The sequence below is a fragment of the Terrabacter terrae genome, from assembly GCF_039529575.1.
Lineage (GTDB): Bacteria > Actinomycetota > Actinomycetes > Actinomycetales > Dermatophilaceae > Terrabacter > Terrabacter terrae.
Window position 1 is genome coordinate 419667 of the sequence record NZ_BAAANB010000021.1, and the last position, 12014, is coordinate 431680.

Annotated in this window: 13 protein-coding genes and 3 tRNA genes; 12 read left to right on the top strand and 4 right to left on the bottom strand. The window is 70.7% G+C overall.

Translation table 11 applies throughout. From position 1 onward, the window contains the following. The first annotated feature begins 111 nt into the window (after nt 1-111). From ABD194_RS12050 to ABD194_RS12075, 6 genes are all read left to right on the top strand, one after another. Nucleotides 112-184: transfer RNA gene (locus ABD194_RS12050), tRNA-Thr, on the top strand. Between the two features lie 62 nt (nt 185-246). Further along, nucleotides 247-323 (top strand) — tRNA-Met (locus ABD194_RS12055). 168 nt (nt 324-491) lie between these two features. Further along, nucleotides 492-662: a 50S ribosomal protein L33 gene (rpmG, locus tag ABD194_RS12060; protein WP_142181354.1), complete on the top strand. Its 171-nt coding sequence runs from the start codon at nt 492-494 to the stop codon at nt 660-662. A 127-nt stretch (nt 663-789) separates the two neighbouring features. Then, complete coding sequence (locus ABD194_RS12065; protein WP_343991624.1) at nt 790-1236, top strand: FAS1-like dehydratase domain-containing protein; 447 nt, start codon at nt 790-792, stop codon at nt 1234-1236. Beyond that, nucleotides 1236-1685: a MaoC/PaaZ C-terminal domain-containing protein gene (locus ABD194_RS12070; RefSeq protein WP_343991626.1), complete on the top strand. Its 450-nt coding sequence runs from the start codon at nt 1236-1238 to the stop codon at nt 1683-1685. The genes ABD194_RS12065 and ABD194_RS12070 overlap by 1 nt, the downstream gene beginning before the upstream one ends. A gap of 16 nt (nt 1686-1701) precedes the next feature. Continuing rightward, a complete protein-coding gene (locus tag ABD194_RS12075) occupies nt 1702-2775 on the top strand; it encodes a UDP-N-acetylmuramate dehydrogenase (RefSeq protein ID WP_343991628.1) in 1074 nt (357 codons plus the stop codon). Nucleotides 2776-2855: 80 nt separating this feature from the next. On the opposite strand, the gene ABD194_RS12080 is transcribed toward ABD194_RS12075, so the two are convergent. The 4 genes from ABD194_RS12080 to ABD194_RS12095 form a co-directional block, all read right to left on the bottom strand. Beyond that, nucleotides 2856-3536, bottom strand: a complete 681-nt coding sequence (locus ABD194_RS12080) for a hypothetical protein (protein WP_343991630.1) — start codon at nt 3534-3536, stop codon at nt 2856-2858. A gap of 106 nt (nt 3537-3642) precedes the next feature. Next, the gene (locus tag ABD194_RS12085; protein ID WP_343991632.1) at nt 3643-4701 is read right to left on the bottom strand and encodes an adenosine deaminase; all 1059 of its coding nucleotides are present in this window, start codon (nt 4699-4701) and stop codon (nt 3643-3645) included. A 146-nt stretch (nt 4702-4847) separates the two neighbouring features. Next, nucleotides 4848-5369, bottom strand: a complete 522-nt coding sequence (locus tag ABD194_RS12090) for a DUF5709 domain-containing protein (protein WP_343991634.1) — start codon at nt 5367-5369, stop codon at nt 4848-4850. After that, nucleotides 5366-6739 (bottom strand): aspartate aminotransferase type Ic, encoded by a 1374-nt coding sequence (locus ABD194_RS12095; protein WP_343991636.1) that lies wholly within the window; start codon nt 6737-6739, stop codon nt 5366-5368. The genes ABD194_RS12090 and ABD194_RS12095 overlap by 4 nt, the downstream gene beginning before the upstream one ends. Before the next feature lie 210 nt (nt 6740-6949). On the opposite strand from ABD194_RS12095, the gene ABD194_RS12100 reads away from it, so the two are divergent. From ABD194_RS12100 to ggt, 6 genes are all read left to right on the top strand, one after another. Then, a tRNA-Trp gene (locus ABD194_RS12100) sits at nt 6950-7022 on the top strand. A 124-nt stretch (nt 7023-7146) separates the two neighbouring features. Continuing rightward, the gene (gene secE, locus ABD194_RS12105; RefSeq protein WP_343991638.1) at nt 7147-7416 is read left to right on the top strand and encodes a preprotein translocase subunit SecE; all 270 of its coding nucleotides are present in this window, start codon (nt 7147-7149) and stop codon (nt 7414-7416) included. 76 nt (nt 7417-7492) lie between these two features. Beyond that, on the top strand, nt 7493-8314 hold the full coding sequence (gene nusG, locus ABD194_RS12110; RefSeq protein ID WP_343991640.1) for a transcription termination/antitermination protein NusG: 822 nt from the start codon (nt 7493-7495) through the stop codon (nt 8312-8314). Nucleotides 8315-8421: 107 nt separating this feature from the next. Then, entirely contained in the window at nt 8422-8853 is a 432-nt protein-coding gene (gene rplK, locus ABD194_RS12115) for a 50S ribosomal protein L11 (RefSeq protein ID WP_343991642.1), read from the top strand. A gap of 109 nt (nt 8854-8962) precedes the next feature. Continuing rightward, complete coding sequence (rplA, locus tag ABD194_RS12120) at nt 8963-9682, top strand: 50S ribosomal protein L1 (RefSeq protein WP_343991644.1); 720 nt, start codon at nt 8963-8965, stop codon at nt 9680-9682. Nucleotides 9683-10040: 358 nt separating this feature from the next. Then, nucleotides 10041-11921, top strand: coding sequence for a gamma-glutamyltransferase (ggt, locus tag ABD194_RS12125; protein ID WP_343991646.1), 1881 nt, complete (start codon nt 10041-10043; stop codon nt 11919-11921). Nucleotides 11922-12014 lie beyond the last annotated feature (93 nt).

A 12014-nucleotide genomic window follows, 5' to 3' on the forward strand; every position in this document is an offset into this window, starting at 1 on the left:
TCGACGCGGGAGCGTCGTCGATTTCGTATCCGCGCTGCCGACCGTGTAGTGTCACGGTCGCACAACAGGTCGACGGAAGGCGTCTCGCGACGGCTTCGGCTCGTCGGCCGTGCCCCAATAGCTCAGTCGGCAGAGCGTTTCCATGGTAAGGAAAAGGTCTAGGGTTCGATTCCCTATTGGGGCTCTGGTCGGTCGCTTCCCCATCCGCCCGTCGCAGTCGCGACGGGTCGGGGGAACGGCAGCCTTGGCGGGGTAGCTCAGCTGGTTAGAGCGCACGACTCATAATCGTGAGGTCGCGGGATCGAGTCCCGCTCCCGCTACCACTTGCGCGCGCACCCGGTCCGATTTCTCGAATCGTCGGGGTGTCGCGTAACCTTGGACGTCGCGCCTGCGTGTCACCCCGGGCAGCCCTCGGGACGCGTGACGCGCCGCGCGACATTCCGTCGCAAGACGACAGATCACCGAGTACGTTCCCGAAAGAGCAGGTTGCCGTGGCCAGCAAGAGCACCGACGTCCGTCCCAAGATCACGATGGCGTGCGTGGACTGCAAGGACCGCAACTACATCACCAAGAAGAACCGTCGGAACAACCCCGACCGCCTGGCGATGAACAAGTTCTGCCCGAAGTGCGGCCACCACACGGAGCACCGCGAGACCCGCTGAGTCCCAGCGGCGCCCGTCGCACGTCGAACACGCTCCCTCGGCCCACTGGGCCGGGGGAGCGTGTTCGTTCCCGGGCGCGCGCAGGTGCCGTGAGGCCGTCGTCGGTGCCGCTCGGTAGGGTGCGCGTATGCCGGTGAACGCAGACTTCCAGGGGCGGGTCTACCCGCCCACCGAGACCTACCGGGTCGGTGCCGCCAAGATCCGGGAGTTCGCCGAGGCGGTCGGCTCGTCGGACCCCGTGCACGTCGACGCCGACGTCGCCCGGTCCCGGGGCTATGCCGACGTCATCGCGCCCCCCACCTTCGCGGTCCTCATCGCCCAGCAGTGCGACGCTCAGCTGATCCGCGACCCCGAGGCCGGCATCGACTTCTCGCGGGTCGTGCACGGCGAGCAGCGGTTCGTCCACCACCGTCCGCTGACCGCCGGTGACGCGATCGTGGGCACCTTGCACGTCGACACCGTGCGCCAGGCGGGCGGCCACGCCATGGTCACGACCCGCACCGAGCTGGCCACCGCGGCGGGCGAGCCCGTCTGCACCGCCACCTCGACCATCGTCATCCGAGGAGCAGAGTGATGAGTGCCCAGTCGAGCAGCCCGGCAGGCGTCCGTGCCTTCGAGGGACTCTCCGTCGGAGACGTTCTCCCGTCGCTCACCGTCCACGTCGACCGCGCCCGCCTCGTGCAGTACGCCGGGGCCTCGCTCGACCGCAACCGCATCCACTGGGACGAGCGTTTCGCCAAGGAGGTCGGCCTGCCCGACGTCATCGCCCACGGCATGTTCACCATGGGGTCGGCGGTCACTCTGGTCACCGACTGGGTCGGCGACGCGGGTCGCGTCGTCGAGTACGGCGTGCGGTTCACCAAGCCGGTCGTCGTCCCCTACGAGGGCGGCGCCGACATCGAGGTCTCCGGTGTCGTCAAGGCGGTCGACCCCGACACCAGGCGCGTCACCGTCGAGCTGACGGCCACGGCGGGCGGCGAGAAGGTGCTCGGCCGAGCCCTGGCCGTCGCCGTGCTGGCCTGATCGGTCGGTTCCCCGCGTGCTCGAGCAGTCCGACGTCCCCCTGTCCACCCTGACGACGATGCGCGTCGGCGGCCCGGCCGCCCGCGTCGTCACGGCCACGAGCACCGACGAGCTCGTCGACGCCGTCCGCGAGGTCGACGACGCCGACGAGCCGCTCCTCGTGGTCTCCGGCGGCTCCAACCTCATCGTGTCCGACGACGGTTTCGCGGGCACGGTGGTGCGCGTCGCGACCTCCGGCATCACTCCCGAGTCGGCCGACTACTGCGGCGGTGCCGTCGTGCGCGTGGCGGCGGGGGAGGTGTGGGACGACGTCGTCGCCCGCGCCGTCGCCGAGGGCTGGGCGGGCGTCGAGGGGCTCAGCGGCATACCCGGGCTCACGGGCGCCACGCCGATCCAGAACGTCGGCGCCTACGGCCAGGACGTCTCGCAGACCATCGCGCAGGTGCGCACCTGGGACCGCCAGGAGCAGGCCGTGCGCACCTTCATGAACGCCGACTGCGCCTTCACCTACCGCCACTCGCGGTTCAAGGGCCACTCGCGCTACGTCGTGCTCGACGTGCTCTTCCAGTTCGAGGTCGCCGACCTCAGCCGACCCATCGCGTATGCCGCCCTGGCGAAGGGCCTCGACGTGCCGCTCGGCACCCGGGTGCCGCTCCCAGACGCCCGCGAGGCCGTCCTCGAGCAGCGCCGGGCGCGCGGCATGGTGCTCGACGGGGCAGATCCCGACACCTGGTCGTGCGGCTCGTTCTTCACCAACCCGATCCTCAGCCACCACGAGTTCGACGCGCTCGTCGAACGGGTCGGGGAGCGGCTCGGCTGGGAGGGGCCCACGCCTCCGCGCTTCCCCGAGGCCGACGGGCGGGTCAAGACCAGCGCGGCCTGGCTCATCGAGCACGCCGGTTTCGGCAAGGGGTTCGGCCTCCCGGCCCCGGCGGCCCTCTCGACCAAGCACACGCTCGCGGTCACCAACCGCGGGGGGGCGTCCACCTCAGACGTCCTGGCCCTCGCGCGCCAGGTGCGCGACGGCGTCCGTGACGTGTTCGGCGTGACCCTCGTCAACGAGCCCGTCCTCGTGGGCGAGCAGCTCTAGGGCTCCGCGCCCGCCTGCGACGCATGTGTGCGGCGCCCGCGCGTGCCGGAGCACGCATCCTCGGCGCGGGCCGGAGCTCGCTACTTCGTCAGGACGACGGAGAAGCTGTTGGCCGGGATCTTCTTGTCCGTCGTGCTCACCTGGTAGGCGGGCCGGTTGAACGCGAGGCGCAGTGCGTTGCCCGTGCCCCGGTCGACCTTGAAGAAGACCCAGCCGGCCGTCGTCTGCGCGCGCTTCGCCGGCTTGAGGGCGGTGGCTCCCCACCGCTTCCCGAACTCGGTGGTCGGAGTGACGGTCTGGGCCGGCTTGGCGGCCACGAGCGCCAGCATCGAGGGGTCGAGCGAGGCCGAGAACCGAGATCCGGCCTGCATCGTCACCCAGACACCCACGATCTCGAACTGCTTGGCGCCGACCGGCTGCTCGGCGGGCCAGGAGAAGTTGCGGACCACGCGGCGGGCGGTGAGGGTGTGCCCCAGGGTGGGGTCCTTGATGCTGGCGTTCACCACCGAGGAGACCGATCGCTGGGCCGGGGCCTGGGTCGTCGTCGGGGCCGCGGTCGTGGTCGGAGCCGTCGTCGTGCTCGCGGTCGCGGACGAGGTGCTCGCAGGCGCGGAGGCGGTGGCGTCGGCCGTCACCGGAGACCCGCCGCTGCACGCGGCCAGCGCGACGACGGGGGCCACGAGACCGACGGTGGCCAGGCGTCGCAGACGGGTGCCGGTGGCGGTGGACGGGCGTGCGGGGATCAGGGCAGAAGTCTTCATCTTCCGACCAGCATGACCGGCGGCACCGATCCGGGGCAAACTCGCCCCTGCGGGTGGCGACGCGGCTCGCGGTGCCGTGGCGCTCCGGCACCACCCGGTGTGCCCGTTACGTCCTGATCGGCTGTGTGTCCGGTGTCACCGCGGCAGGCTGGAGCCACAGCTCGAGGTCGGCGAGCGCGGCCTTGCGCAGGCGGCTCGGCATGCGGCTGCCCTGGAGCGAGGCCCGGGCCAGCCCGGCCAGCCCTCGGTCGTCGAAACCGAGGTCACGTGCCGCCGCATACTGCGCCGTCAGCCGCGACCCGAAGAGCAGCGGGTCGTCGGCCCCCAGCGCCACCGGGATCCCCGCTTCGACGATGGCCCGCAGCGGCACCTCGTGCGGCTGGGCATAGACGCCGAGCGCCACGTTGCTGCCCGGGCACACCTCGAGGGTCACGCCTGCCTCCGCCACGGCGTCGAGCACCTGCGGGTCCTCCACGCAGCGCACCCCGTGACCGATGCGGTCGGGGTCGATGTGCTCGAGCGTCTCCATGACCGACTGGGCGCCGAGCAGCTCGCCACCGTGGGGCACGAGAGCGAGCCCGGCGCGCCGGGCGATGGCGAAGGCCGGGGCGAAGTCCGAGACGAGGCCCCGGCGCTCGTCGTTGGACAGGCCGAACCCGACGACGTCGCCGGCCTCCTCGCCCGCGTAGCGCGCGGCCAGGCGCGCCAGGGTGCGGGCCTCGAGGGGATGGCGCATCCGGCTGGCGGCGACGACGATCCCCACGCCGATGCAGCCCGCGGCCGAGACCCTGCGAGCCTCGTCCAGCACGATCTCGAGGGCGGGGGTGATGCCCCCGACGAACGGGGCGTACGACGTCGGGTCCACCTGCAGCTCGAGCCAGCGCGAGCCCTCCGCGAGGTCGTCCTCGGCTGCCTCGCGCACGATGCGGCGCATGTCCTCCTCGCCGCGCACGCAGGCCCTCGCGGCGTCGTAGAGGCGCTGGAAGCGGAACCATCCGCGCTCGTCGGTCGCCCGCGCGAGCCGAGGGGGCCAGTCGGTCAGGAGCGCGTCCGGCAGCCGGATGCCGTGTGCCGCGGCGAGCTCGCGCACCGTGGCGATGCGCATGGAGCCGGTGAAGTGCAGGTGCAGGTGCGCCTTGGGAAGGTCTTCGACCGGACGCGTCATGCGGGCCAGTGTGTCACCCGGCTACAGCCTGTCTCGCGCGCTCCTGCGTCGAGCGGGCGATGTCGCCCAGGGGCGCGCGACCTGTCACGCGCCCGACCCCGTTCCGCGCGCTCCAGCCTCGAGCGCGCGGGACAACGGGGCGGCGGTCACACCTCGTCGGGCTCGTCGGCGATCTCGTCGACGACGTGCACGGCGGCCTCCTCGGCTGAGGCGGCCGCGCCGTCGATGCCCACGTCGTTGGCCCACACCTGCTTCTCGGTGTCCTCGTGGGCGCCCTCGTCGTCGGAGACGAGGCGGCCGGCGCGCTGGTCGCCGACCTCGTTGTCGCCGAGCCAGTCGTCCTCGGCCGCGATGGAGTCGGGGTCGTCGCCGCCCACACGCTCCTCGTCGAGGCCGCTCTCGTTCTCGGGGGCGCCGTAGGCCGTGTTGGGGTCTGGCACCTCCTGCTGGATGCGCTGGTCGATCGTCTCGTCGAGCGACTGCTCGTAGGCGGTCGTGCCGAAGGCGTCGGTGCCGCGCTCCTTCTCCGGCGGGGAGTAGCCGCGGTCCAGCTCGTCCTCGACGTCGTCGTCGGGCAGGCCCTCGAGGTTCGACGGCTGGTCCTCGTCGTCGACGCTGTAGCTCGTGAGGTCGGTGTCGATGTTCTCGGTGGGACCGGTGTCGCTCATCGCGAGGCTCCTTCGGTGGCGGGATTCGAGGCGTCCTGTGCCGACGGCGTCGAGCCGTCGCCCTGTGCCCCTACCCCCGAGGCCCGGTCGGCGACCAGCTTCTCCGCGGCTGCCAGGGCCACGCAGGTCGCGACGCCGGCCATGGCGGTGCGCACCTCGTCGAGCACCGGGAAGGTCGGGGCGAGGCGGATGTTGCGGTCCCTGGGGTCGCGCCCGTGCGGGTAGGAGGCGCCGGCGGGGGTGAGTGCGATGCCGGCCTCCTTGGCGAGGGCCACGACGCGCGAGGCCGTGCCGTCGAGCACGTCGAGGTTGACGAAGTAGCCGCCGGTCGGGTGGCTCCACTGCGCGATCTCGAGGCCGTCGAGTCCGGTCGTCAGTGCCTCGTCGACGGCGGCGAACTTGGGGGCGATGACCTCGCGGTGGCGGCGCATGTGCGCGCGGACGCCCTCGGCGTCACGGAAGAACTCGACGTGGCGCAGGTGGTTGACCTTGTCGGGGCCGATCGAGCCCATCGCGAGGTGCCCGAGGTACCACTTCACGTTCGCCTGGCTGGCGGCGAGGACGGCGACGCCCGCGCCGGCGTAGGTGATCTTGGAGGTGGACGCATACATGATCGGGCGGTTCGGGTGCCCGGAGGCAGCGCAGAGGCTGAGGATGTCGGCGCTCTTGGCCTCCTCCTGCGTGAGGTGGTGGAAGGCGTACGCGTTGTCCCAGAAGATCGTGAAGTCGGCCGCCGCGGTCGGCATCGCCGCCAGGCGCGCGGCCACCTCCTGCGACACGACCGCACCCGAGGGGTTGGCATAGGTCGGCACGATCCAGATGCCCTTGATGCTCGGGTCGTCCTTGACGAGCGACTCGACGGCGGGCATGTCGGGACCGTCCTGGTGCATGTCGACGGTCACCATCTCGATCCCGAACGACGCGAGCATCGAGAAGTGGCGGTCGTAGCCGGGGACCGGGCAGATGAAGCGGACCGTCTCCTCCTGGCTCCAGGGCCGTGGGGAGTCCACGCCGCCGAAGAGCAGGAAGTCGACGATCGTGCTGTACATCATCGACAGGCTCGAGTTGCCGCCCGCGACCACCTGCGACGGCTCCACCGAGAGCAGCTCGGCGAAGATCTCCCTCAGCTCGGCCAGGCCCTCGAGGCCGCCGTAGTTGCGCACGTCGACACCGGCGCGGTCCTTGGTCGACGACGGCAGGCGCAGCAGGTCGTCGGCCAGGTCGAGCTGCGCCGACGAGGGCTTGCCCCGGGTGAGGTCCAGCTTCAGGCCTCGGGACTGCAGCGCCGCGTACGCTGAGCGCTGCTCGGCGAGGAAGCCGGCCAGGTCGTCGTCGGACAGGGACGCAAGGGGGGTGCGCGGGTTCGTCACGTCTCGATCCTGCCACTGCGCCGGGTGGCCCGGGGGGGGCCGTCCGTATGCCGGTGGCTCGGTTCCAGCGGCCCCGCGCGACACCTTTCTCGCCGGTATCTCGTCGGTTCGCCTTGGAGCGCATCCGTCCCGTATGATCGACGCTCGGACGGCTTCGCTGGCCATGCTGACGCATGCCGTCCCGCCGCAGGCACCCAACGTCTGCGGCGAAGGGCAATAGCTCAATTGGTAGAGCACTGGTCTCCAAAACCAGCGGTTGGGGGTTCGAGTCCCTCTTGCCCTGCGCATCCCGGTGATGTGGTCGTCGTGCAAGGCGGCACGCGGCTCCTGTCCTGACGTGAACCCGATGCGGGTCTCGCGGTTCGGGCGTCTGTCGCGGGCCGACACCCAGGCAGAAAGAAGGAATCGTGACGGAGACGAGCGCCAAGCGCGGGTCCGGCCGTGCCGACAAGGCTCGCGGCGGCAACCCGGTGTCGCGCCTCTTCAGCGCGATCAGCCTCTTCGTGCGCCAGATCCTCGACGAGCTGCGCAAGGTCGTGCGGCCCACGGGCCCCGAGCTGGTGCGCTACACCACGGTCGTGGTCGTCTTCGTCGTGATCATGATGGCGCTCGTGTCGGCCCTCGACTTCGGTCTGACCAGGCTGATCTCCTGGGTCTTCACCGGCTCGACGAGCTGACGGACCCGCCCGGGTCAACGGGATGTCACCGCCAGCCGCGATCGGCTGGTCCACGAGCAAGGAAGTAGGTCAGAGCGTGTCCGAGCAGTTCGCCCACGAGGGCGCCCCGAACGGCGAGAGCACCGAGAACGACGTCGTCGACCCCGCGGTCGAGACCGACGAGCTCTCGGCGTCCGACGTCGAGTCGGGTGCTGAGGACACCCACTCCGACTCCGACTCCGACGTCGCGTCCGATGAGGCCGGCGTCGACGCCGACGGTGCTGCCGAGCCGGCGGTCGAGGGCAGCGGTGACCCCGTCGCCGACTTCAAGCGGGACCTGCGCATGAAGGAGGGTGACTGGTACGTCATCCACTCCTACGCCGGCTACGAGAACCGCGTGAAGGCCAACCTCGAGACGCGCATCCAGACCCTCAACATGGAGGACTTCATCTTCGAGATCGAGGTCCCCATGGAGGAGGTCACCGAGATCAAGAACGGCCAGAAGAAGCAGGTCCGCCGCGTCCGGATGCCCGGATACGTCCTCGTCCGCATGGACCTCACCGACGAGAGCTGGGGCGCCGTGCGTCACACCCCCGGTGTCACCGGTTTCGTCGGCAACGCGCACCAGCCGGTGCCGCTGTCGATCGACGAGGTCTTCACGATGCTCGCCCCGAACTTCGAGGCCGCCGCCGCTGCCGAGGGCACCGGCGCCGCCGCCCCGTCGGCCGCCCGCAAGGACGTGCGGGTCCTCGACTTCGAGGTCGGCGAGTCGGTCACTGTCATGGAGGGGCCCTTCGAGACCCTTCCCGCCACGATCTCCGAAATCAACGCCGACACGCAGAAGCTCAAGGTGCTGGTCTCGATCTTCGGCCGGGAGACCCCGGTCGAGCTCTCCTTCGCCCAGGTCGCCAAGATCTGACGAAGGTCGTAGGACCTCGTGCGGCTGACCGCGCGAGGACATGCAACCGGGTCATCGCCCATCCAGCACCACTGGCGTCGGCCCAGCAACACAGAAGGTAGGCAACCATGCCCCCCAAGAAGAAGGTCTCCGGCTTCATCAAGCTGCAGATCCAGGCCGGACAGGCCACGCCCGCCCCGCCCGTCGGCCCGGCCCTGGGTCAGCACGGCGTGAACATCATGGAGTTCGTCAAGGCGTACAACGCTGCGACGGAGGCCCAGCGCGGCAACGTCATCCCGGTCGAGATCACGGTCTACGAAGACCGCTCGTTCACCTTCGTCACCAAGACGCCGCCGGCCGCCGAGCTGATCAAGAAGGCTGCCGGCGTCCCCAAGGGCTCCGGTGAGCCGCACAAGACCAAGGTCGCCAAGCTCTCCCGCGAGCAGGTCCTCGACATCGCGCGCCAGAAGATGGAAGACCTCAACGCCAACGACGAGGAGATGGCGGCGCGCATCATCGCCGGCACCGCTCGTTCGATGGGCATCGACACCGAGCTCTGAGCTCGAGCGTCACCCCGGCCGCACGGCATACGGACCGTATGCCGTCGGCCACGTGGGAGGGCCAGCGCTGGTCCGCACCACGACTCCACCACCACACAAGGAGCAGTTCATGAAGCGCAGCAAGAACTACCGCGCAGCCGCCGAGCTCGTGCAGCCCGGCAAGGTCTACGCCCCCCTCGAGGCCGTCCGCGTCGCGAAGCAGACCGCCAAGGCCAAGTACGACGAGACCGTCGAGGTCGCCATGCGCCTCGGCGTCGACCCCCGCAAGGCCGACCAGGCCGTCCGCGGCACGGTCAACCTGCCGCACGGCACGGGCAAGACCGCCCGCGTCCTCGTCTTCGCCAACGGCGACAAGGCCGAGGCCGCCCGTGAGGCCGGCGCCGACTACGTCGGCTCCGACGACATGCTCGAGAAGGTCCAGGGCGGCTGGCTCGACTTCGACGCCGTCGTCGCGACCCCTGACCTCATGGGCAAGGTCGGTCGTCTCGGCAAGGTGCTCGGCCCGCGTGGTCTGATGCCCAACCCGAAGACCGGCACCGTGACCATGGACGTCGCCAAGGCCGTCGCCGACATCAAGGGCGGCAAGATCGAGTTCCGCGTCGACAAGCACGCGAACCTCCACTTCATCATCGGCAAGGCGTCCTTCGACGAGTCCAAGCTCGTCGAGAACTACGCCGCCGCGCTGGAGGAGATCCTGCGTCTCAAGCCGTCCAGCTCGAAGGGCCGCTACATCGAGAAGGCCACCGTCTCCACGACGATGGGCCCGGGCATCCCGCTCGACTTCTCCAAGACCCGCAACCTCCTCGAGGAGGAGCAGGCTTCCGCCTGATCCCGCAGGTTTCGAGAGCCCGTCACCCCTTCCGGGGTGGCGGGCTCTCGTCGTTGTCGCTGGGTGGACGCCGCGGCGCCCGCGACCCGTCGCGGCGTGGAGCGTCGACGGGCGTATGCCGGCACGCTCGCTCCTCGGGGCACGCCGCCCGTCGCCGATGCCGCTCCGGGCCACGTTCGCCACGTCGCCTCGCTCCCGTTCCGATGCCGCTCGCTCCGCGTTCAGGTGTGCCGTGGCCCGGAAACGGTTCAGGCCCTCGAGCCTTCGCCGGGCGGTGTCCCGGTCTGCGATCGTGCGTGGCTCTGATTGGGCGGGGCTTCGACGGGCGTGTCCCGGAGGGCGCGAGTACGGTCGACAGATGAGTCGTCACAGCGCACGCACAACCACACGGTCCCGCTGGGTCCTCGGCGCTCTCGTCGTGGGACTCCCGCTCTCGTTGCTGCCGGCCACGGCCGGCGCCCAACCCTCGGCAGCACCCACGAGCGCGCCTGCGCGCGGGTGGCACCACAAGCCGGGCACGCTGCCCAAGGTCCCCGTGATGACCGGCTCCGGGGGAGCGGTCAGCTCCGTCGACCGCGACGCCTCGCAGGTGGGCATCGACGTGCTGGCTCGCGGCGGCAATGCGGCCGACGCAGCCGTCGCGACCGCTGCTGCCCTCGGGGTGACGGAGCCCTACAGCGCCGGCATCGGCGGTGGCGGGTTCCTCGTCTACTACGACGCACGGACGAAGAAGGTCTCCACCATCGACGGTCGCGAGACGGCTCCGGCCACGTTCACCGCGAACACCTTCCGCAACCCCGACGGGTCGCCGATGGACTTCGACACGGTGGTCAACTCGGGGCTGTCGATCGGCGTGCCCGGCACGCCGGCGCTCTGGGCCAAGGCCCTGCGCGACTACGGCACCCTCTCGTGGAACGAGGCGCTGAAGCCGGCGGAGCGGCTGGCCGCGAAGGGCTTCGTGGTCGACCAGACGTTCCACGACCAGACGGCCGCGAACGCCGACCGCTTCAAGAAGTTCCCCGAGACGGCACGCGTCTTCCTCCGAGGCGGTCAGGCTCCTGCCGTCGGGTCGGTGTTCGCCAACCCCGACATGGCCAAGGCGTACCGGACGCTGCGGACCCAGGGCGTCGACCTGCTCTACCGCGGGCGGCTGGGCGAGGCGATCGCGCGCGAGGCCAACGCGCCCCACACCGCTGCGGGTGTCAGCGTCATGGGCGGGCAGATGACGCTGCGCGACCTGGCGGCCTACCGGGCGCTGACGAAGGCGCCGATCCACTCGCAGTACGAGGGACTCGACGTTTTCGGCATGCCGGTTCCGAGCTCCGGCGGCATCGCCGTCGCCGAGATCCTCAACCTCATGAAGGCCTATGAGCGGCGCACCGGCACGCCGACGTCGCAGGTCTCCGACGTGCAGTACCTCCACCGGTTCTCCGAGGCGTCCGCCACGGCGTTCGCCGACCGCAACCGCTACGTCGGCGACGTGCCGGGTGTGCCCGTCCCCGAGCTGGTCAGCCCGGCCTTCGCAGCGGAGCGCGCCTGTCTCTTCGACCCGGCCAAGGCGCAGCCGCGGCCCATCCCGTTCGGTTCCCCGGACGGCAGCTACACCTCCTGCGCCCAGGGTGCGACCGCCCAGAAGGAGCCCTACGAGGGCATCTCGACGACGCACCTGACGGCGATGGACCGCTGGGGCAACGTCGCCTCCTACACGCTGACCATCGAGCAGACCGGCGGCTCGGGCATCACCGTGCCCGGCTGGGGCTTCCTGCTCAACAACGAGCTCACCGACTTCAACTTCGCGCCGCTGACGCCTGGAGTTCCCGACCCGAACCTGCCGGGTCCGGGCAAGCGCCCGCGGTCGTCGATGAGCCCGACCATCCTGCTCGAGGACGGGAAGCCGTTCCTGGCCGTGGGCTCGCCCGGTGGCGCCACGATCATCACCTCGGTGTCGCAGACGATCCTCGGCTACCTCGACCGCGACCTGTCGCTCGTCGACGCCATCGCCGCACCGCGCCTCTCCTCGCGCAACGGGACGTCCGAGGGTGCCGAGCCGGCGATCCTCGACGGTCCCACCGGTGCAGCGCTGACGGCGATGGGCCACAAGCTCGCGTCGGCCGGCACACCGAACGAGATCGGGGCGGCGACAGCCACCCGCAGCTTCGGGCACAACAGGTTCATGGCGGCAGCCGAACCGGTCCGTCGCGGCGGTGGCTCGGCCATGGTGGTGCACCCCGACCGCTGACGCACCGCCTCTCCCGCAGAGAAGCGAAGTGCCCACTCGACTCAGGTCGAGTGGGCACTTCGCAACCACTTGGCGACATCGGGTGGGCACGGT